Consider the following 20,923-nt stretch of genomic DNA (forward strand, 5'->3'; position numbering starts at 1 on the left):
GAAGGTGGCAGAAACGTGCAGTGGACGAAATTAAGTGAACATCCCGTCTATGAGAACCGCTGGTTCCGGGTGAACCTCGCGGACGTCGAACTCCCCGACGGCCGCCGCCTGGACCACTATCTGATCCGGCTCCGCCCCGTCGCCGTCGCGACCGCCGTCAACGACGCCGACGAGGTCCTGCTGCTCTGGCGCCACCGCTTCATCACCGACAGCTGGGGCTGGGAGCTGGCCGCCGGCGTGGTCGAGGACGGCGAGGACACCGAGACCGCCGCCGCCCGCGAGATGGAGGAGGAGACCGGCTGGCGCCCCGGGCCGCTGCGCCCGCTGCTCACCGTGGAGCCGTCCAACGGCCTCACCGACGCCCGCCACCACCTCTACTGGACCGACGAGGCCACCTACACCGGTCCGCCCCAGGACGCCTTCGAGTCCTCGCGGGTCGACTGGGTCCCGCTCAAGCTCGTCCCCGACCTGATCGCCAGGGGCGAGGTCCCGGCCGCCAACATGGCCGCGGGACTGCTGATGCTGCGGCACCTGAGGCTCGGCTGAGACCCGTGCACACGCCGGACGGCCCGTACCTGTGCGGTGTACGGGCCGTCCGGGGCGAGCGGCGGTTCAGGAGTACGGGTAGAAGCCCGAGCCCGTCTTGCGGCCGAGGCGGCCCGCGTCCACCATCCGCTGCAGCAGCGGCGGGGCCGCGTACAGCGGCTCCTTGTACTCGGTGTACATCGAGTCGGCGATCGAGGCGATCGTGTCCAGACCGATCAGGTCCGAGAGCTTGAGCGGACCCATCGGGTGGGCGCAGCCGAACTCCATGCCGTTGTCGATGTCCTCGCGGCTCGCGATGCCCGACTCGAACATCCGGATCGCGGAGAGCAGATACGGCACGAGCAGCGCGTTCACCACGAAGCCCGAGCGGTCCTGCGCACGGATCGCGTGCTTGCCCAGGGTCTTCTCGGCGAACAGCTGCGCCCGGCTGATCGTGCCCTCGGAGGTGGTGAGGGCGGGGATCAGCTCGACCAGCTTCTGCACCGGCGCGGGGTTGAAGAAGTGGATGCCGATGACCTGGTCGGGGCGGGAGGTCGCCACGGCCAGCTTCACCAGCGGGATGGAGGAGGTGTTGGAGGCCAGGATGGCGTCCGGCCGGGTCACCACCTGGTCGAGAACCTTGAAGATCTCGGTCTTGACCTGCTCGTTCTCCACGACCGCCTCGATCACGAGGTCGCGGTCGGCGAACTCGCCCAGGTCGGTGGTGAAGCTGAGCCGCGCCAGCGTGGCGTCGCGCTCCTCCTCGCTGATCTTGCCGCGTTCGGCGGCCTTGGCGAGCGAGTTGTAGAGCCGCGTGCGGCCGATCTCCAGCGCCTCGCCGGTGGTCTCGGCGACCTTCACCTCGAGGCCGCTGCGGGCACACACCTCCGCGATGCCCGCGCCCATCTGGCCGCAGCCCACCACTCCGACGCGCTCAATGTCGGCCATGGAGTCCGTCACCTCGTGCCTTTCGCTGTTTCCTGGCGGCGGGCAGCCCGTGTGATTCCGGTGCGTCCGCCTCGACCCCACGACGTTACTCCGGACGGAGCGGATGATCGATCGTTCTGGGGTGGGCATGCTTTCCGATGGGCTGTGACGTATCCGATAGCGAGGGGTGACAAATGCCACCGATCGGCAGAAGAGGGTTCGTGGCGGGTGCGGCGCTGGGCATGTTCGGCGCGGGCGCCGGGGCACCGGCCGGGGCCGCGGCGACCGAGGTGTGGCCGGACGGCGGGGTACGGCGCGGTGCGCGGCGCGGCGAGCGGTTCCGGGGCATGTGGATCGCCACGGTCTACAACCGGGACTTCCCCTCCCGGGCCGGCCTCACCGCCGCCGAGCAGCGCGCCGAGCTGATCGACCTGCTCGACCTCGCGGTACGCCGCCGGATGACCGCCGTGATGCTCCAGGTCCGGCCCTCCGCCGACGCCCTGTGGCCCTCCCCGTACGAGCCCTGGTCGCAGTGCCTGACCGGGGCCCAGGGCGGCGACCCCGGCTGGGACCCGCTCGGCACGGCCGTCACCGAGGCGCACGCCCGCGGTCTGGAGCTGCACGCCTGGTGCAACCCGTACCGCGTCGCCGGCCACGCCGACCGCACCAGGCTCGCCCCGAACCACCCGGTGCGGCTGCACCCCGAGTGGGCGGTCGTCTTCGACGGGCGGCTCTTCTACGACCCGGGCCTGCCCGCGGTCCGCCGGCACGTGCAGGACGCCATGCTCGACGCCGTGCGCCGCTACGACGTCGACGCCCTGCACCTGGACGACTACTTCTACCCGTATCCCGTGGCCGGGGCCGCCTTCCCCGACGCCGAGACCTTCCGCGCGTACGGGGGCGGCTTCACCGACCTGGCGGCCTGGCGCCGCAACAACGTCGACCTGCTCGTCTCCGAGACCTCGGCCCGGATCAGGGCGCTCAAGCCCCGCGTCGCCTTCGGCATCAGCCCCTTCGGCGTCTGGCGCAACGCCTCCACCGACCCGCTGGGCTCCGACACCCGGGCCGGGGCGAGCTATGACGACCAGTACGCGGACAGCCGCAAGTGGGTCAAGGAGCGCTGGGTCGACTACGTGGTCCCGCAGCTGTACTGGAACATCGGATACGAGCCCGCCGACTACGCCACGCTCGTGCCCTGGTGGGACGCCGTGGTCCGGGGCACCGGCGTGCGCCTCTACCTCGGCGAGGCGCTCTACAAGGTGGGCGACCCCGCCCAGCCCGCCGCCTGGCAGGACCCGCAGGAGCTCGCCCGCCACGTGCGGCTCGGCAAGGAGCATCCGACCGTGGGCGGGCACTGCTACTTCGCGGGCAGGGAGGTCGCCGCGGACCGCCTCGGGGCGCTCACCACCGCCATCGCCGAGGACCCGGCACCCCACCCCACGCGCCGACGCCGCCGGGCGTGACGGGGCGCGGTGGGGCGGGGCGGTGGCGGCCGGGTCGGGCGGTCAGTCGGCCCCCGCCTCCAGGTGGTGGCGTACGACGGTGTCGGGGCCCGGTGACATCAGGGACTCGTGACCGTCGTCGTCGTACTTGACGCGGTACGGAGGAGTGCCGTTCTCCCCCAGTACCTGGACGACCTCGGCCGTACGGTCGTGCTGACCGACGGTCCGGCCGTGCACCAGCAGTTTGTCGCCCACGTTCGCACGCATGGGGGTGACCTCCTCGCGGCCGGCCCTGTCCTACTCGGAGTCTATGTCTGCCATTGTGACCCCGGTCACTCCCGCCGTCACTCCGGACCGCGGTCCTCAGCTCTTCGCCCGCTGGGTCACGGCGATGCACACCAGCACCGCTCCGGCCGCGACCGGGGCGGCCGGCGACAGCCGCTCGCCGAGCACGGTCACCGACCAGAACAGGGTGAGCAGCGGCTGGGCGAGCTGCAGCTGGCTCGCGCGCGGGATGCCGATGGCGGCCATGCCCCGGTACCAGACGTACAGGCCGAAGAAGGTGGATCCGGCGGCCACCCAGAGCAGGCCGAGGATCCCGTGGGCGGTCAGGTGCACGGGCTCGTACGCGAGCGCCACGGCCGCGCCGGCCGCCATCAGCGGCAGGCAGAGCACCAGCGCCCAGCCGATGACCTGCCAGCCCGGCATCAGCCTCGCGAGCCGTCCGCCCTCGGTGTAGCCGGCGGCGCAGACGAGCAGCGCCCCGAAGAGGTAGAGGTCGCCCGTCGAGAGCGCCCCGCCGCTCTGCTGGAGCGTGAACGCGAGCACCACGACCGCGCCGGACACGGCCGCGATCCAGAAGGTGCGGGACGGGCGCCGACCGGTGCGGATCGCGGCGAAGGCCGCCGTGGTGAGCGGCAGCAGGCCGACGACCACGGCGGCGTGCGAGGTGGTGGAGGTCTGCAGGGCCAGGGTGGTCAGGAGCGGGAAGCCGACGACCACGCCGCCCGCGACGACCGCGAGCCCGGCCCAGTGCCGGCGCTCGGGCAGCGGCACCCGCCCCACGAGCAGAAACATGCCGGCGATCAGGGCGGCGAGCACCGAGCGCACGGCGACGAGCGACCAGGGGCCGAAGCTCTCCAGGCCCCAGACGGTCGAGGGGAAGGTCAGCGAGAAGGCGACGACGCCGAGCGCGGCGAGCAGGGTGCCGCTGCGGGGGACCGGCGCCGCGGCCGATCCGGGCGTCGGACTGCTCGTCGATCCGACTGCCGATCCGGCTACCGGTCCCACCGCCGATCCGGCTTGCGGTCCGGTCGGCGATCCGGCCGGGGCCCTGGTGACCGCTATCGTGCTCGACTGGGTAGCGCTATCCTGTGCTCTCATGAGTGAGCGTAGCAGTGTCACCGAATTGGCGAAATCCCTGAAGGCGGAGCTGAACCGCTACTCGATCGGAGAGAAGCTGCCGTCGAGCAGGGCGCTCGTCGAGCGCTATCACGTCTCTCCGGTGACCGTCACCCGCGCGCTCGCCCAGCTCGCCGCCGAGGGCCTGGTCGTCACCCGCCCCGGCGCCGGCGCCTACCGCGCGGAGCCGCGCGTCGCCGCGCCGGCCATCGGCGACACCTCCTGGCAGCAGCTCGCCCTCAGCGCCGACGGCGCCACCGAGCTCGTCCCCCGGGCCGTCGACGCCTCCGGGGTGCTCGTCACCCTCTCCGCGCCCCAGCCCGGCGTCATCGAATTCAACGGCGGCTACCTCCACCCCTCCCTCCAGCCCGAGCGCGCCCTCGCCGCCGCCCTCGCCCGGGCCGGCCGCCGCCCCGGCGCCTGGGGCCGGCCGCCCACCGACGGACTGCCCGAACTGCGCGAGTGGTTCGCCCGGGCGATCGGCGGCGGCGTCACCGCCGCCGAGGTCCTCATCACCGCCGGCGGCCAGCCCGCCCTCACCACCGCCCTGCGCGCCCTCGCCCCGCCCGGCACCCCCGTCCTCGTCGAGTCGCCCACCTACCCGGGCATGCTCGCCGTCGCCCGCGCCGCCGGGCTCCGGCCCGTGCCCGTGCCCAACGACGCCGACGGCGTCCGCCCCGAGCTCCTCGAAGCAGCCTTCCGCGCCACCGGCGCCCGCGTCTTCGTCTGCCAGCCGCTCTTCCAGAACCCCACCGGGGCCGCCCTCGCCCCCGAGCGGCGGGCCGCCGTCGTGCGGATCGCCCGCGCCGCCGGGGCCTTCGTCGTCGAGGACGACTTCGCCCGCCGGCTCGTCCACGAGGACGCCGGACCGCTGCCGGCGACGCTCGCCGCGGACGACCCCGACGGCGTCGTCGTGCACGTCTGCTCGCTCACCAAACCCACCTCCCCGAGCCTGCGGGTCGGCGCCCTGGCCGCCCGGGGACCCGTCCTGGAACGGCTGCGCGCCATCCAGGTCGTCGACAGCTTCTTCGTCGCCCGCCCCCTCCAGGAGGCCGCGCTCGAACTCGTCGGCGCCCCCGCCTGGAACCGGCACCTGCGCTCCGTCGCCGCCGAGCTGAAGAGCCGCCGCTCCACCATGACCGGCGCCGTCGCCCGCCACCTGCCCGAACTCGCCCTGCCCCACGTGCCCTCCGGCGGCTACCACCTCTGGCTCCGGCTCCCCGACACCCTCCCCGAGGCCGCCCTCGTCCCCACCGCCCTGCGCCACGGCGTCGCGGTGGCCCCGGGACGGCCCTACTTCTGCGCCGAGCCGCCCGCCGGCCACATCCGGCTGAGTTTCGCGGGTGTCGCGGGGCCCACGGAGATCGTCGAGGGGGTGCGGCGGCTGCGCACGGCGATCGACGCACTGCTCGGCTGACCACGAGGCCGGCCCGGGGCGCGGGGCACCGGGCGGCCCTCGCCCCGGGCAAATTCGCCTGACAAGCGCCACCGCCCCTGGCAGCCTTCGCCCATGAGCGACACCACCACCGCGGACGGCCCCGTCATGCACGGGGCGTACGAGATCTCAGCCGACCCCGCCCGCCTCGACCCGGCCCGCGTCCACCACTGGCTGTCCACCGACGCGTACTGGGCCCTCGGCCGACCTCGGGAGAAGCAGGACCGGGCGATCGCCGGCTCGCTCAACTTCGGCGCCTACCACCGCGAGACGGGCGAGATGGGCGCCTACGCCCGTGTCGTCACCGACTACGCCACCTTCGCCTGGCTCTGCGACGTCTACGTCGACCCGGCGGCCCGGGGCACCGGACTCGGCACCGCGCTCGTCACCGCCGTCCGCGACGCGCTCGAACCGTACGGGCTGCGCCGGATCATGCTGGCCACCGCGGACGCGCACGGCGTGTACGAGAAGGTCGGTTTCACGCCACTGCAGAATCCGGACAAGTGGATGGCACTCGGACAGCACTGAGCCGGCGCATCTCCCGCACCCGTCAATGACCCCTTGACCTGCGGGGCCCCCGGCCTCACGATCGCCGCCATGGGTCTTCGGGTCACGCTCGTCGCGGCGGCGCGCAGCTCCTCCCTGCTCGCCGAACGCTTCGACGACGACCGGCCGCTCGACGAGGCCGGCTGGTACGAGGTACAGCTGGCCGCGCCGCGGCTGATTCCGCTCGGCGCGGCCGAACTGCGCTACTGCTCCCCGACGGCCCGCAGCCGCGCCACGGGCACGGCCCTCGGCTACGCCCCGCTGGTCCAGCCGGCCCTGCGGGACTGCGACATGGGCCGCTGGCGCGGCCTCACCCTGGCCGAGGTCGCCGCGCTCGAACCGGGGGCCGTCGACGCCTGGCTCGGCGACCCGCGCAGCGCGCCGCACGGCGGCGAAACGCTTCTGTCGTTCATCACCCGCATAGGGGGCTGGCTCGACACCCGCCCCGCCGACGACGGCGCCATCGTCGCCGTCGCCGAACCCGCCGTCGTACGCGCCGCTCTGGTCTACGCCCTGAAGGCCCACCCCGCCACCTACTGGAACGTGGACGTCCGCCCCCTCTCCACCATCACCCTGACCGGCCGCCCCGGCCTGTGGCACCTCCAGCTGGCGGCGGCGATGACCTGAGGGGCCGAGACCGCACGTCGGCCGCGCCGGCACGGCGCGCTCCCTGCGGGTCTCGCCCTGCTCCGGCCCTCGCCCCCCCCGTGCGGGCATTCGTTCCGCTAGGGCGGGACGGGCGGGGCGCACGGGACGGGCAGGACGGGCGGGGCGCACGGGACGGGCCGGACAGGCGGGACGAGCGGGAGGGGCGGGATAGGCGGGACGGGCAGGACGGGCAGGACGGGCGGGATAGGCGGGACGAGCGGGACGGGCAGGACGGGCGGGGCGCACGGGACGGCGGGCGCGGCCGGGCCCCTGCCCCTCGTGCCCTGACGGCCCCCACCACTCGGCGGCGCCCGCCCCCCGTCCAGGCGGCTAGCCTGGACGCACGATGAACCGTTTGATCACGTCCTGGGGCGACCTCCCCCTCACCCGCTTCCCCTCGGACCCGCGCGATCCCCTGCGCGCCTGGGACGCGTCCGACGAGTACCTGCTCGGCCACCTCGCGGAGACCGGCACCGACCTGACCGGCACCGTCGCCGTCGTCGGCGACCGTTGGGGCGCCCTGGCCACCGCGCTGGCCGCCGCGAGGTCCGCAGCGCACGTCACCGGCGACCTGCTGCAGATCTCCGACTCGTACCTCGGCCGGCGGGCCACCGAGGACAACCTGGCCCGCGCGGCAGCCGCCCCCGGCGCGGTGCGGCTGCTGACCACCCAGGACCCGCCGCCCGAGAAGGTCGACGTGCTGCTCGTCCGCGTCCCCAAGAGCCTCGCGCTCCTGGAGGACCAGCTGCACCGGCTCGCCCCCGCCGTCCACGACGGCACCGTGATCGTCGGCACCGGCATGGTGAAGGAGATCCACACCTCCACGCTGACGCTCTTCGAGCGGATCCTCGGGCCGACCCGCACCTCCCTCGCGGTGAAGAAGGCACGGCTGATCCACACCACCCCGGCCGCCACGGCGGGGGAGCGCCCGGAGAACCCCTGGCCCTACCGGTACGCACTCCCCGCCGACGCCCCGGCCGGACTCGCGGGGCTGAGCGTCGTCAACCAGGCGGGCGTCTTCTGCGCCGACCGCCTGGACATCGGCACCCGCTTCTTCCTCCAGCACCTGCCGCGGGACCTCGGCCGGGCCCGCGTGGTCGACCTGGGCTGCGGCAACGGAGTCGTCGGCCTCGCCGTCGCCCTCGCCGAGCCCGAGGCGGAGCTGCTCTTCACCGACGAGTCGTACCAGGCCGTCGCCTCCGCCGAGGAGAACTTCCGAACGCACGCCGGCGACGCCCGCACCGCGGAGTTCACGGTCGGCGACGGCCTCGCGGACGCCGCCCCCGGCTCCGTCGACCTGGTGCTCAACAACCCGCCGTTCCACAGCCACCAGGCCACGACGGACCGCACCGCCCGCCGGATGTTCGCCGAGGCCCGCCGGGCCCTGCGGCCCGGCGGCGAGCTGTGGGTGGTCGGCAACCGGCACCTCGGCTACCACGTCACCCTGCGCCGGATCTTCGGCAACGGCGAACTGGTCGCGAGCGACCCGAAGTTCGTGGTCCTGCGGGCGGTGAAGCGGTAGCCGGTTGCGGCCCCGCGCGCTTGCGGTCCCGGTTGCGGTTGTGGCTCCGGCCCGGCCCCGGTTCCGGCCCGGCTCCGGTTCCGGCCCGGCTCCGGTTCCGGCCCGGCCCCGGTTCCAGGACCGGCCCGCCCGTTACGCCAGGGACACCAGCTCCCGGTGTCCCTCGTTCCACAGGTCCTCCTCCGCCTCCGGCAGCACGAGCACCCGCTCGGGCCGCAGCGCGTCGATCGCGCCCTCGTCGTGCGTGACCATGACGATCGCCCCCGGATACGTGCCGACCGCCGCCAGGACCTCGTCGCGCGAGGCCGGGTCCAGGTTGTTGGTCGGCTCGTCGAGCAGCAGGACGTTCGCGCCCGAGTGGACCAGGGCCGCCAGGGCGAGCCGGGTCTTCTCGCCGCCCGAGAGGACCCCGGCCGGCTTGTCGGCGTCGTCGCCCCGGAACAGGAACGCGCCCAGCACCCGCCGCACCTCGCCGTCCGTGAGGTGCGGCGCGGCCTCGGACAGGTTCTCGCGCACGGTGCGGGCCGGGTCGAGCGTCTCGTGTTCCTGGGCGAAGTAGCCGAGCCGCAGTCCGTGCCCGTGCACCACGCGCCCCGAGTCCGGGGTCTCGACGCCCGCGAGCAGCCGCAGCAGCGTCGTCTTCCCCGCGCCGTTCAGCCCGAGCACGACCAGCCGGGCACCCCGGTCCACGGCGAGGTCCACCCCGTCGAGGACCGGGCGCCCGCCCCCGTACCCCTTGGTCAGGGAGACCGCGCCCAGCGGCATCCGCCCGCAGGGCGCGGGCTCGGGCAGCCGGATCCGTGCCACCTGCTCCGTACGCCTGACCGCCTCCAGACCGTCGAGCAACCGGTCGGCGCGGCGCGCCATGCTGCGGGCGGTGACCGACATTCCCGCGCGGGCCTTGATCCGGTCCGCCTGGGCGTGCAGCGCGGCCGCCTTCTTCTCGGCGTTGCCACGCTCCCGCGTCCGGCGCCGTTCGTCGGCGTCCCGCTGGGCGAGGTACGCGGCCCAGCCGGTGTTGTGGACGTCGACCGTCGCCCGCTGCGGGTCGAGGTGGAAGACCCGGTTGACGGTGGCGGCGATCAGGTCGAGGTCGTGGCTGACGACGACGAGCCCGCCCCGGTGGGCGGAGAGAAAGCCGCGCAGCCAGCCGACCGAGTCCGCGTCGAGGTGGTTGGTCGGCTCGTCGAGCAGCAGCGTGCCGTCGCCGCCGTGCCCGCCGAAGAGGATCCTGGCCAGCTCGACCCGGCGCTTCTGGCCGCCGGACAGGGTGCCGACCGGCCGTCCCGTGAGCTCGGCGGGCAGCCCGACCCCGGCGGCGACCCGCGCCGCCTCGGCCTCGGCCGCGTATCCGCCGCAGGCCTCGAACGCGGTCTCGGCCCGGGCGTACGCGTCCATCGCCCGCTCGTCGGCGCGCTCGCCGAGCCGCTCGGCGGCTTCCCGCAGCCGGCGCACGGCGACGTCCATGCCCCGCGCGGACAGGATGCGGTCGGTGACGGAGACGGTCGGGTCGGCGGCGCGCGAGTCCTGCGCCAGATAGCCGACGGCGCCGGTCCGCACCACGCTGCCGGCGGCCGGGGCCCGCAGGCCGGCGAGGGTGTCGAGCAGGGTGGTCTTCCCCGCGCCGTTGCGGCCGACCAGGCCGATCCGGTCGCCGGGCGCGATGTGGAAGGAGATGTCGGACAGGAGGAGACGGGCGCCGACGCGCACGTCGGCACCACGAAGGGTGATCATGAGGGAACGCTCCGAACAAGCTGAAGGACACACGGGTGGCGTGGAAGCAGGTCCTTGAGCTAGGAAATTCGGGGCGTAGACATGTCCTCCACGGTAGGCGACGGGCCACGCGCGCCGCATCCGGATTTCCGCGGGCCCGCGGACCGTGCCGCCGACGCGCCCTGTGCCGGGCGCCCCGGGCCGCCGCGGCCGGGCTGCCTGCCGCGCTCCGTACCGCCCGCCAGGCCGCCGCCCGCCGGGCGCCGTGCCGCCCCACCCCGTGCCGCGCCGCCGCGCCCCGCGTCTCCCGCCCCGTCCCGCCGCGCCGCCACGCGGCCCCGCGCCTCCCCGCCGCGCGTCTCCCGTCCCGCCCGGCCCCGCCCCGGCCCCGCCCCCGCGCCCGCCCCGCGCCCGCCGCGCGGCACCGCGCCCCGCGCCTCTCCACCGCGCGTCTCCCGCCCCCTCCCGGCTTGCCTCGTCCCGCCCCCGGCCCCGCCGCGCGTCTCCCGCCCCGCTGCCCGCCCCACGCCCGCCGCCCGCCCCACGCCCGGCCCCGCCCCGCCACGTCCCGCCCGGCTCCGCCACGTCCCGCCCGGCTCCGCCGCCCGCCGCGCCCCGCCCCGCCGCCGCACGTCTCCCGCCCCGTCCCGCCCCGCGCCCGCCGGCCGGCCCCGCCCCGCGCCTCCCGCCCTGCCGACCCGCCCCACCCCCTGGCCCCGCCCCTCGACCGGGGCCCCTCACGCGTCGGGGAACGTCAGGTCCAGAGCCCGTACGCGCTCCTCCCCGGTCGTGATGTCCAGCGCCACGATCCGGTCGGCGCGCAGCGTGAAGGCCACCGCCGAGACCGGGCGTCCTCCGGCGAAGGCCACGACCCCGATCGCGCCGTCGACCAGAGCGGGTCTCGTCGCCCGCCCCGCGCGCGCGAAGGCTGCGGCGCCCTCGGCGACGGCCGGCGCGCCGTGCACCGGGCCCTGCTCCGAGAACGCGACGACCTCCGGGTCGAGCACGGCCGCGAGGGCGCGGGGGTCCCGGGCCCGGGCGGCGGCGAGGAAACGCTCGACCACCGCACGCTGCCGCGCGGGATCGCCACCCGCCCCGGCACCCCGCACCCGCCGCCGGCCCGCCCTGGCGAGCCGGCCGGCCTCAGCGGGGGAGCGGCCGGTGATCCGGGCGGTGTCGTCGAGGGGCAGGCCGAACAGGTCGTGCAGGACGTACGCGAGGCGCTCGCCGGGACCGAGGGCCTCCAGGACGACGAGGAAGGCGAGCCACACCGGGTCGACGGGCTCGCGGCCACCGCCCGAGCCGTCGTGAACCGCGCCCGCCCCCGCCGCCCCCGCCCGCCCCTGGAGCCGCCGCACACAGGTCCGGCCCACCGCGGCCACCAGCCACTCCCGGACCCCGGCCCCTGCCCCGCCGCCCAGCTCCGCCCTGGTCTGCGCCAGCACCTCCTCGGTGTCGCGGGAGGTGCCGAGCATCCGCCGCGCCACGGCCCGCAGCTGCTCGTGATGGGCGTCGAACTGCGCGGTCAGGAAGGTGTCGTCCTGCATGGGGCATCACTCCTCGTCGGGGCCGGGCGGCCGTGCCGGTGCGTCAGTGCGTTGACGCTCCGGGCCGGGAGGATGTGACAGCCGGTGCGATGTCGGTGTCGCGTGGCAGGCTGGGGACATGAACCTGGAGGACCTGGTCCGTCTGCGCCGCGCCAAGGACGCCATGGACCGCGACTACGCGGAGCCGCTCGACGTCCCGGCCCTAGCGAGGGTCGCGCTGATGTCTCCCGGGCACTTCTCCCGCAGCTTCCGCGCCGCCTACGGGGAGACCCCGTACAGCTATCTCATGACCCGCCGGGTCGAGCGCGCGAAGGCGCTGCTGCGGCGGGGCGACCTGAGCGTGACGGAGGTCTGCTTCGCCGTCGGCTGTACGTCGCTGGGGTCGTTCAGCTCCCGCTTCACCGAGCTCGTCGGGGAGAGCCCCAGCGCCTACCGGGCCCGCGACCACGAGTCGGGCGCCCCGATCCCCGCGTGCGTCGCCAAGGTCGCCACCCGCCCGGTCAGGACGTCCGCCAACGCGCCCGCCCCCGCCAACGCCTCCGCCCCCGCCCCCGCCCCCGCGCCCGCCCCCGAGGCGCCCGCCGGGGAACGGATCAGGATCGGAGAAGCGCAATCGGCCACCGCCTCGTAACTTCGAAGGCATGAACGACATCCGCCTCTCCCAGTGCTTCATCGCCGTCGACGACCACGACAAGGCCCTCGCCTTCTACCGTGACGTCCTCGGCCTGGAAGTCCGCAACGACGTCGGTTTCGAGAACATGCGCTGGGTGACCCTCGCGTCCCCGGACCAGGACGTGGAGATCGTCCTGGAACCGCCGCTCGCCGACCCCACCGCCTCCGCGGCCGACCGCCAGGCCGTCGCCGAGCTGCTCGCGAAGGGCATGCTGCGGGGCGTCATCTTCTCCACGGACGACGTGGACGCCACCTTCGAGCGGATCCGTGCCGCCGGCGGCGAAGTCCTCCAGGAGCCCGTCGATCAGCCGTACGGTGTACGGGACTGCGCTTTCCGCGACCCGGCGGGCAACATGCTCCGCTTCAACCAGCCGCGCAAGCAGTAGCGGAGCGCCGTCCGCGGCAGGGCCCCGGCCCGGCCGCGGACGCCGGCCGCCCGTGAACGAGCGCCCCGCCCGCAACCGAGTGTCCAGAAGGAGAGACGAGACGATGACGAAGGCCAGCGCGCCGCACGCCGCCGACAGTCACGAGGTGATCCGCGTCGTCGGGGCGCGGGAGAACAACCTCAAGGACGTCAGCACCGAGATCCCGAAGCGCCGCCTCACCGTCTTCACCGGGGTCTCGGGCTCGGGCAAGAGCTCGCTGGTGTTCGACACCATCGCCGCGGAGTCCCAGCGGCTGATCAACGAGACGTACAGCGCCTTCGTCCAGGGCTTCATGCCGACCCTGGCCCGCCCCGAGGTCGACGTCCTCGACGGGCTCACCACCGCGATCACGGTCGACCAGCAGCGGATGGGCGCCGACCCGCGCTCCACGGTGGGCACCGCCACCGACGCCAACGCCATGCTGCGGATCCTCTTCAGCCGCCTGGGCAAGCCGCACATCGGCCCGCCCGGCGCGTACGCCTTCAACGTCCCCTCGGTCAGGGCGAGCGGGGCGATCACGGTCGAGCGCGGCGACAAGAAGGCGGTGAAGGCGACCTTCCAGCGCACCGGCGGCATGTGTCCGCGCTGCGAGGGCCGCGGCTCGGTCACCGACCTCGATCCCGCCCAGCTCTACGACGCGGACAAGTCCCTCGACGAGGGTGCGCTCACCATCCCCGGCTACAAGGCGGGCGGCTGGAACTACCGCCTCTACAGCGAGTCCGGTTTCTTCCCCTCGGACAAGCCGATCGGCAGGTTCACGAAGAAGGAGCTGCACGACTTCCTCCACCACGAGCCGGTCCGGATGAAGATCGCGGGCATCAACATGACCTACGAGGGTCTGATCCCGCGGATCCGGAAGTCGATGCTCGCCAAGGACAAGGAGGGCATGCAGCCGCACATCCGGGAGTTCGTCGACCGGGCGGTCACCTTCACCGCCTGCCCCGAGTGCGACGGCACCCGGCTCAGTGAGGCGGCCCGTTCGTCCAAGATCAAGCGGATCAGCATCGCCGACGCCTGCGCCATGCAGATCAGCGACCTGGCCGAGTGGGTGCGGGGCATCGAGGAGCCCTCGGTGGCGCCGCTGCTCACCGCGCTCCAGCAGACCCTGGACTCGTTCGTGGAGATCGGCCTCGGCTATCTCGCGCTCGACCGGCCCGCGGGCACGCTGTCGGGCGGCGAGGCGCAGCGGGTCAAGATGATCCGTCACCTCGGCTCCTCGCTCACGGACGTCACGTACGTCTTCGACGAGCCGACGACGGGGCTGCACCCGCACGACATCCAGCGGATGAACGACCTGCTGCTCCGGCTGCGCGACAAGGGCAACACGGTGCTCGTCGTCGAGCACAAGCCGGAGGTCATCGAGATCGCCGACCACGTCGTCGACCTCGGCCCCGGTGCCGGCACGGAGGGCGGCGCGGTCTGCTTCGAGGGCACCGTCGAGGCGCTGCGGAAGAGCGACACGGTGACCGGGCGCCACCTGGGCGACCGCGCCGCCCTGAAGGACACCGTCCGCGAGCCCACCGGCTTCCTGAAGATCCGCGGTGCGCGGACGCACAACCTGAAGGGCGTCGACGTCGACGTGCCGCTCGGGGTGCTGACGGTCGTGACGGGCGTCGCGGGTTCCGGCAAGAGCTCGCTGGTCCACGGCTCGATCCCGCCGTCGGAGGGCGTGGTCTCGGTCGACCAGGGCACGATCCGCGGTTCCCGGCGCTCCAACCCGGCGACGTACACGGGGCTGCTCGACCCGATCCGCAAGGCCTTCGCCAAGGCCAACGACGTCAAGCCGGCGCTGTTCAGCGCCAACTCCGAGGGCGCCTGCCCCACCTGCAACGGCGCCGGGGTCATCTACACCGACCTGGCGATGATGGCGGGCGTCGCCACGACCTGCGAGGACTGCGAGGGCAAGCGGTTCGACGCCTCGGTCCTGGAGTACAAGCTCGGCGGCCGGGACATCAGCGAGGTGCTCGCCATGCCGGTGAACGAGGCCGAGCGCTTCTTCGGCGCGGGCGAGGCGCGGACCCCGGCCGCCCACAAGATCCTGGAGCGCCTCGCCGACGTCGGCCTCGGCTACCTCACCCTCGGCCAGCCGCTGACCACGCTCTCCGGCGGCGAGCGGCAGCGGCTCAAGCTGGCCACCCACATGGCGGACAAGGGCGGTGTGTACGTCCTGGACGAGCCGACCGCCGGTCTGCACCTGGCCGACGTCGAGCAGCTGCTCGGCCTCCTCGACCGGTTGGTGGACTCGGGCAAGTCGGTCATCGTCGTCGAACACCACCAGGCGGTCATGGCGCACGCCGACTGGATCATCGACCTCGGCCCGGGCGCCGGCCACGACGGCGGCACGATCGTCTTCGAAGGCACCCCTGCCGATCTGGCCGCCGGCCGCTCCACCGTCACCGGCGAACACCTGGCGTCCTACGTCGGCGCGTGACCGCGGGCGCCTGAGCCTCAGCGCCCTCAGCGGTGCCCTCATGCAGTGCTTTGCATAAAACTGCGGCTGTGCGTATAGTCATGCCATCCATGAGGAGGGTTTCGATGACGGTACGAGCAGCAGTCGCGGGTGCGAGCGGATACGCGGGCGGAGAGGTCCTGCGTCTCCTGCTCGCGCACCCCGAGGTCGAGATCGGGGCGCTGACCGGCCACTCCAACGCCGGCCAGCGTCTCGGCGGACTCCAGCCCCATCTGCTGCCGCTCGCCGACCGCGTCCTGCAGGAGACCAGCGCCGAAGTCCTCGCCGGACACGACGTGGTCTTCCTCGCCCTGCCGCACGGGCAGTCCGCCGCCGTCGCCGAGCAGCTCGGCCCCGAGACGCTCGTCGTCGACATGGGCGCCGACTTCCGGCTGAAGGACCCGGCCGACTGGGAGGCCTTCTACGGCTCCCCGCACGCCGGCACCTGGCCCTACGGCCTCCCCGAACTGCCGGGTGCCCGCGCCGCGCTGGAGGGGTCCAAGCGCATCGCGGTGCCCGGCTGCTTCCCCACCTCCGTGTCGCTCGCGCTCTTCCCCGCCTACGCGAACGGGCTCGCCGAGCCCGAGGCCGTGATCGTCGCCGCCTCCGGCACCTCGGGCGCCGGCAAGGCCCTCAAGCCGCACCTGCTCGGCAGCGAGGTCATGGGCAACGTCACCCCGTACGGCGTCGGCGGCGGCCACCGGCACACCCCGGAGATGGTCCAGAACCTCAGCGAAGTCGCCGGCGAGCGGGTGAGCGTGTCCTTCACCCCGACCCTCGTCCCCATGCCCCGCGGCATCCTCGCCACCTGCTCGGCCGCCGCCCGGCCGGGCGTCACCGCCGAGACCGTGCGGGCCGCCTACGAGAAGGCCTACGCGGACGAGCCGTTCGTCCACCTCCTCCCGGAGGGGCAGTGGCCGTCCACGGCGTCCGTCCAGGGCTCCAACGCCGTACACGTGCAGATCGCCTTCGACCCGGCCGCGAACCGGATCATCGCGATCAGCGCCATCGACAACCTCACCAAGGGCACCGCGGGCGGCGCGGTGCAGAGCATGAACATCGCCCTCGGCTTCGCCGAGCAGACCGGACTCTCCACGATTGGAGTCGCTCCATGAGCGTCACCGCAGCGAAGGGATTCACGGCCGCGGGCATCGCGGCCGGGATCAAGCAGAACGGCAACCCGGACCTGGCCCTCGTGGTCAACACCGGGCCGCGCCGCGCCGCCGCGGGAGTCTTCACCTCCAACCGCGTCAAGGCCGCCCCCGTCCTGTGGTCCCAGCAGGTCCTCGCCGACGGCGAGCTGACCGCCGTCGTCCTCAACTCCGGCGGCGCCAACGCCTGCACCGGCCCCCAGGGCTTCCAGGACACCCACGCCACCGCCGAGAAGGTCGCGGACGTCCTCGGCATCGGCGCGGGCGAGGTCGCAGTCGCCTCCACCGGCCTCATCGGCGTCCTGCTCCCCATGGACAAGCTGCTGCCGGGCGTCGAGAAGGCCGCGGCCGAGCTGTCCGAGCACGGCGGCGAGAAGGCCGCCATCGCCATCAAGACCACCGACACCGTGCACAAGACCGCCGTGGTCACCAAGGACGGCTGGACCGTCGGCGGCATGGCCAAGGGCGCCGGCATGCTCGCCCCCGGCCTCGCCACCATGCTCGTCGTCCTCACCACCGACGCCGACGTGGACGCCAAGGGACTCGACGAGGCCCTGCGCGGCGCCAGCCGGGTCACCTTCGACCGGGTCGACTCCGACGGCTGCATGTCCACCAACGACACCGTGCTGCTGCTCGCCTCCGGCGCCGCCGCCGTCACCCCCGCGCAGGACGAGTTCACCCAGGCCGTCAAGGACGTCTGCGCCGACCTCGCCCGCCAGCTGATCGGCGACGCCGAGGGCGCCAGCAAGGACATCCGGATCGAGGTGGTCAACGCGGCCACCGAGGAGGACGCCGTCGAGGTCGGCCGCTCCATCGCCCGCAACAACCTCCTCAAGTGCGCCATCCACGGCGAGGACCCCAACTGGGGCCGCGTGCTGTCCGCCATCGGCACCACCTCCGCCGCCTTCGAGCCCGACGAGCTGAACGTCGCCATCAACGGCGTCTGGGTCTGCCGGGGCGGCTCCGTCGGCGAGGACCGCGAGCTCGTCGACATGCGCTACCGGGAGGTCGTCATCACCGCCGACCTCGCCGCCGGCGCCGAGTCCGCCGTCGTCTGGACCAACGACCTCACCGCCGACTACGTCCACGAGAACAGCGCGTACTCCTCATGAGCGACTCCAAGACCCCGGCCCGCAAGCACACCGCGCTGCCCAAGGCGCAGATCCTCATCGAGGCGCTGCCCTGGCTCACCCGCCACCACGGCAAGACGGTCGTCATCAAGTTCGGCGGCAACGCCATGATCGACGAGGAGCTGAAGGCCGCCTTCGCCCAGGACGTGGTCTTCCTGCGCCACGCCGGCCTGAAGCCGGTCGTCGTGCACGGCGGCGGCCCGCAGATCAGCGCCGCCCTCGACCGGCACGGCATCGTCAGCGAGTTCAAGGCCGGCCTGCGCGTCACCACCGAGGACGCCATGGACGTCGTACGGATGGTGCTCGCCGGACAGGTCCAGCGCGAGCTGGTCAACCTGCTCAACCAGCACGGCCCGTTCGCCGTCGGCCTCACCGGCGAGGACGCCCACACCATCACCGCCACCAAGCACCTGCCCGAGATCGACGGCGAGAGCGTCGACATCGGCCGGGTCGGCGAGATCACCTCCATCGAGACCGGAGCGATCGAGGCCCTCCTCGCCGACGGCCGGATCCCGGTCGTCTCCTCCATCGCCCGCTCCCAGGACGACGCACATGTCTACAACGTCAATGCTGATACGGCGGCTGCGGCACTCGCTGCTGCGCTGGGCGCCGAAACGCTGATGGTCCTGACCGACGTCGAAGGCCTCTACGAGGACTGGCCCAACAGCGACGAGGTCATCAGCCGGCTCACCGCGAGCCAGCTGGAGAAGCTGCTGCCCGAGCTCTCCAGCGGGATGGTCCCCAAGATGGAGGGCTGTCTGCACGCCGTGCGCAACGGGGTCACCACCGCCCGTGTGATCGACGGCCGGGTCCAGCACTCGATCCTGCTGGAGATCTTCACCGACGAGGGCATCGGCACGATGGTCGTGCCGGACGGACAGGGGGAATCGTGAGCAACCGGCAGCTGACCGAGCGGTGGCAGCACTCGCTCATGGACAACTACGGCACGCCCCGGCTGCCGCTGGTCCGCGGCGAGGGCCCCCGGGTCTGGGACGCCGACGGCAACGAGTACCTCGACTTCGTCGGCGGCATCGCCGTCAACGCCCTCGGCCACGCCCACCCGGCCGTCGTCGAGGCCGTGTCGCGGCAGATCGCCTCCCTCGGGCACGTCTCCAACCTCTTCGTCGCCGAGCCCCCGGTCGCCCTCGCCGAGCGGCTGCTCCAGCTCTTCGGACGGCCCGGCAAGGTCTTCTTCTGCAACTCCGGGGCCGAGGCCAACGAGGGCGCCTTCAAGCTCGGCCGGCTCACCGGCCGCCCGCACATGGTCGCCACCACCGGCGGCTTCCACGGGCGCACCATGGGCTCCCTCGCCCTCACCGGCCAGCCCGGCAAGCAGACCCCGTTCCTGCCGCTGCCCGGCGAGGTCACGCATGTGCCGTACGGGGACGCCGACGCCCTGCGCGCGGCCGTCACCGAGGAGACGGCCTTCGTGATCATCGAGCCGGTCCAGGGCGAGAACGGCGTCGTCGTCCCGCCCGCCGGCTATCTCAAGGCCGCCCGCGAGATCACCCGCGCCACCGGCACCCTCCTCGTCCTCGACGAGGTCCAGACCGGCATCGGCCGCACCGGCCACTGGTTCGAGCACCAGGCGCACGAGGGCGTCGACCCCGACGTCGTCACCCTCGCCAAGGGCCTCGGCGGCGGCCTGCCCATCGGCGCGACCGTGGCCTTCGGCCCGGCCGCCGAGCTGTTCGCGCCCGGCCACCACGGCACCACCTTCGGCGGGAACCCCGTCGCCTGCGCCGCCGGGCTCGCCGTCATCGAGACCCTCGCCGCCGACGCGAGGCTCGACGAGGTCAAGCGGCTCGGCGAGAAGCTGCGCGACGGAATCGAGTCGTTCGGGCACCCGCTGGTCTCCCACGTCCGTGGTGCGGGGCTTCTGCTGGGTATCGTGCTCACCGAGCCCGTCGCGCCGCAGGTGCAGCAGGCGGCTCAGGACGCCGGTCTCCTGGTGAACGCGCCCGCCCCCGATGTCGTACGGCTCATGCCGTCGCTCGTCATCGGCGACGGCGAGGTCGACGCTTTCCTCCGGGCCCTGCCCGGTGTCCTGGACGTGGTGAACGGGGAAGGACGAACCGGAGAATGAGACGACGATGAGCGACGCGCAGGAGAACGGGAACTGGGGATCCCCCCAGGCGGAGCCCGGGGGCGGGCCGTCCGTTCCGCAGACCCGCACCGCACGCCACCGCAGGATCGTCGACATCCTCAACCGGCAGCCGGTGCGCTCGCAGAGCCAGCTCGCCAAGCTGCTCGCGGACGACGGACTGAGCGTCACCCAGGCGACGCTCTCCCGCGATCTGGACGAGCTCGGCGCCGTGAAGATCCGCAACACGGGCGGCGAACTGATCTACGCCGTGCCCAGCGAGGGCGGTTTCCGCACCCCGCAGGCCCCCCTCGGCGAGTCCGCCAAGGAGGAGCGGATGCGCCGCCTCTCCGGCGAACTGCTGATCTCCGCGGAGGCCTCGGCCAACCTCGTGGTGCTCCGCACCCCGCCGGGCGCGGCCCAGTTCCTCGCGTCGGCCATCGACCAGGCCGAGCTCCACGCGATCCTCGGCACCATCGCGGGCGACGACACCCTGTTGCTCATCTCCCGCGACCCGGCCGGCGGCCAGGCCCTCGCCGACCACCTCCTGCGCCTCGCCCAGAAGGACCGCTGAGCGCAGAGCAGGATCTAGTAGCGCGTGATCGCCGTCGGTCCGCCCCGCGTGCCGACGGCGATGTGCGGCCGCCGGTCCGGATCGGCCCAGGCGAGCACGCGCCGCATCGCGTCCCGCGGCACCGACACGCACCCGGCCGTCGCCCCGGGCCCGTCGACGTGCAGGAAGATCCCGGCGCCGCGGCCGCGCACCGGGCGGTCGTAGTTGAAGCCGATGACCAGGGCGTACGCGTACTGCGTCCGGTACGCCACGAGATGCTCGGACTCGGCGGCCCGGCAGTCCTTCGGCAGCCCCTCCACCCAGCGGTTGTACGCCCGTGAGGCGTTGTCCTGGCACCACCAGGACCGGTCGGTGACCCGCGCGTAGCGGTACGCCGTCCCGGCCGGCGCGGGCCGCACCCCGAAGGCGTACGGCAGCCGGTAGAGCCCCGTCGGGGTGGTGTTCGTCCCCTGCCGGCGCCCCGCCCCCTCTGCGAGGCCCTTCGCCCCGAACCGGGCGGGCGCGGAGCCGGCCCTCACCCACCGCCCGTCGCGCCGGTCCCACCAGGTCAGCGTCCCGGTGGTGGCGCGGGCGTCGGCCGCCTCCGCGATGATCAGCTGCGTACCGCCCCCGGTGTCCGCCATCCGCTCGGGGAGCGGCGCAGGGGGAGCGGTGTACAGGCCGGCGAGGACGGCGCCGAGCGCAAGAAGGGTTCGCATGGCGCGACGCTAGGCGTCCGCTCCGGCCGGCGCCA

General features: G+C 73.8%; 20 protein-coding genes. 14 read left to right on the forward strand and 6 right to left on the reverse strand.

What is annotated here, in order from left to right; translation table 11 throughout:
• The first annotated feature begins 15 nt into the window (after positions 1 to 15).
• Entirely contained in the window at positions 16 to 546 is a 531-nt protein-coding gene (locus ACH414_RS25220; protein WP_382546058.1) for an NUDIX hydrolase, read from the forward strand.
• A gap of 66 nt (positions 547 to 612) precedes the next feature.
• Here the strand turns inward: ACH414_RS25220 and ACH414_RS25225 are convergent, their stop codons facing one another.
• Positions 613 to 1,473, reverse strand: coding sequence for a 3-hydroxybutyryl-CoA dehydrogenase (locus ACH414_RS25225; protein ID WP_382546055.1), 861 nt, complete (start codon positions 1,471 to 1,473; stop codon positions 613 to 615).
• 173 nt (positions 1,474 to 1,646) lie between these two features.
• Here ACH414_RS25225 and ACH414_RS25230 point away from each other — a divergent pair, with 173 nt between their 5' ends.
• Entirely contained in the window at positions 1,647 to 2,915 is a 1,269-nt protein-coding gene (locus ACH414_RS25230; protein ID WP_398943429.1) for a glycoside hydrolase family 10 protein, read from the forward strand.
• Positions 2,916 to 2,957: 42 nt separating this feature from the next.
• Here ACH414_RS25230 and ACH414_RS25235 read toward each other — a convergent pair whose 3' ends face one another.
• Both ACH414_RS25235 and ACH414_RS25240 read right to left on the reverse strand, forming a co-directional pair.
• The gene (locus tag ACH414_RS25235; RefSeq protein ID WP_382546050.1) at positions 2,958 to 3,161 is read right to left on the reverse strand and encodes a DUF1918 domain-containing protein; all 204 of its coding nucleotides are present in this window, start codon (positions 3,159 to 3,161) and stop codon (positions 2,958 to 2,960) included.
• Between the two features lie 96 nt (positions 3,162 to 3,257).
• Complete coding sequence (locus ACH414_RS25240; RefSeq protein WP_382546047.1) at positions 3,258 to 4,184, reverse strand: DMT family transporter; 927 nt, start codon at positions 4,182 to 4,184, stop codon at positions 3,258 to 3,260.
• Here ACH414_RS25240 and ACH414_RS25245 point away from each other — a divergent pair.
• The 4 genes from ACH414_RS25245 (at position 4,099) to ACH414_RS25260 (ending at position 8,446) form a co-directional block, all read left to right on the forward strand.
• Positions 4,099 to 5,712, forward strand: a complete 1,614-nt coding sequence (locus tag ACH414_RS25245) for a PLP-dependent aminotransferase family protein (RefSeq protein WP_398943431.1) — start codon at positions 4,099 to 4,101, stop codon at positions 5,710 to 5,712. The two genes, ACH414_RS25240 and ACH414_RS25245, sit on opposite strands and share 86 nt — an antisense overlap.
• Before the next feature lie 93 nt (positions 5,713 to 5,805).
• On the forward strand, positions 5,806 to 6,258 hold the full coding sequence (locus ACH414_RS25250; RefSeq protein ID WP_382546042.1) for a GNAT family N-acetyltransferase: 453 nt from the start codon (positions 5,806 to 5,808) through the stop codon (positions 6,256 to 6,258).
• Positions 6,259 to 6,327: 69 nt separating this feature from the next.
• On the forward strand, positions 6,328 to 6,903 hold the full coding sequence (locus tag ACH414_RS25255) for a histidine phosphatase family protein (RefSeq protein ID WP_382546039.1): 576 nt from the start codon (positions 6,328 to 6,330) through the stop codon (positions 6,901 to 6,903).
• A 367-nt stretch (positions 6,904 to 7,270) separates the two neighbouring features.
• The gene (locus ACH414_RS25260) at positions 7,271 to 8,446 is read left to right on the forward strand and encodes a methyltransferase (RefSeq protein WP_398943434.1); all 1,176 of its coding nucleotides are present in this window, start codon (positions 7,271 to 7,273) and stop codon (positions 8,444 to 8,446) included.
• 132 nt (positions 8,447 to 8,578) lie between these two features.
• On the opposite strand, the gene ACH414_RS25265 is transcribed toward ACH414_RS25260, so the two are convergent.
• Entirely contained in the window at positions 8,579 to 10,180 is a 1,602-nt protein-coding gene (locus tag ACH414_RS25265; protein ID WP_398943436.1) for an ABC-F family ATP-binding cassette domain-containing protein, read from the reverse strand.
• 716 nt (positions 10,181 to 10,896) lie between these two features.
• On the reverse strand, positions 10,897 to 11,706 hold the full coding sequence (locus ACH414_RS25270) for a DUF4440 domain-containing protein (protein ID WP_398943439.1): 810 nt from the start codon (positions 11,704 to 11,706) through the stop codon (positions 10,897 to 10,899).
• Positions 11,707 to 11,824: 118 nt separating this feature from the next.
• On the opposite strand from ACH414_RS25270, the gene ACH414_RS25275 reads away from it, so the two are divergent.
• The 8 genes from ACH414_RS25275 (at position 11,825) to ACH414_RS25310 (ending at position 20,190) form a co-directional block, all read left to right on the forward strand.
• A complete protein-coding gene (locus ACH414_RS25275; protein WP_382548567.1) occupies positions 11,825 to 12,337 on the forward strand; it encodes a helix-turn-helix transcriptional regulator in 513 nt (170 codons plus the stop codon).
• Positions 12,338 to 12,347: 10 nt separating this feature from the next.
• A complete protein-coding gene (locus tag ACH414_RS25280) occupies positions 12,348 to 12,764 on the forward strand; it encodes a VOC family protein (RefSeq protein WP_386566385.1) in 417 nt (138 codons plus the stop codon).
• Between the two features lie 103 nt (positions 12,765 to 12,867).
• Positions 12,868 to 15,234, forward strand: coding sequence for an ATP-binding cassette domain-containing protein (locus ACH414_RS25285; RefSeq protein WP_398943442.1), 2,367 nt, complete (start codon positions 12,868 to 12,870; stop codon positions 15,232 to 15,234).
• A 104-nt stretch (positions 15,235 to 15,338) separates the two neighbouring features.
• Complete coding sequence (argC, locus tag ACH414_RS25290; protein WP_382548561.1) at positions 15,339 to 16,367, forward strand: N-acetyl-gamma-glutamyl-phosphate reductase; 1,029 nt, start codon at positions 15,339 to 15,341, stop codon at positions 16,365 to 16,367.
• Complete coding sequence (gene argJ, locus ACH414_RS25295; protein ID WP_398943444.1) at positions 16,364 to 17,515, forward strand: bifunctional glutamate N-acetyltransferase/amino-acid acetyltransferase ArgJ; 1,152 nt, start codon at positions 16,364 to 16,366, stop codon at positions 17,513 to 17,515. Before argC ends, argJ begins: the two co-directional genes overlap by 4 nt.
• A complete protein-coding gene (gene argB, locus ACH414_RS25300; protein ID WP_382548557.1) occupies positions 17,512 to 18,426 on the forward strand; it encodes an acetylglutamate kinase in 915 nt (304 codons plus the stop codon). Before argJ ends, argB begins: the two co-directional genes overlap by 4 nt.
• A complete protein-coding gene (locus ACH414_RS25305) occupies positions 18,423 to 19,619 on the forward strand; it encodes an acetylornithine transaminase (RefSeq protein ID WP_382548556.1) in 1,197 nt (398 codons plus the stop codon). The genes argB and ACH414_RS25305 overlap by 4 nt, the downstream gene beginning before the upstream one ends.
• A 7-nt stretch (positions 19,620 to 19,626) precedes the next feature.
• Positions 19,627 to 20,190 carry an arginine repressor gene (locus tag ACH414_RS25310; RefSeq protein ID WP_382548554.1) on the forward strand — a complete coding sequence of 188 codons (564 nt, stop codon included), beginning with the start codon at positions 19,627 to 19,629 and terminating at the stop codon, positions 20,188 to 20,190.
• A gap of 14 nt (positions 20,191 to 20,204) precedes the next feature.
• Here the strand turns inward: ACH414_RS25310 and ACH414_RS25315 are convergent, their stop codons facing one another.
• Positions 20,205 to 20,888, reverse strand: a complete 684-nt coding sequence (locus tag ACH414_RS25315; protein ID WP_398943447.1) for a L,D-transpeptidase — start codon at positions 20,886 to 20,888, stop codon at positions 20,205 to 20,207.
• Between the last annotated feature and the right edge of the window lie 35 nt (positions 20,889 to 20,923).

It is taken from the genome of Streptomyces sp. NPDC020422, assembly GCF_044386705.1.
In the GTDB taxonomy this organism is placed as follows: domain Bacteria; phylum Actinomycetota; class Actinomycetes; order Streptomycetales; family Streptomycetaceae; genus Streptomyces.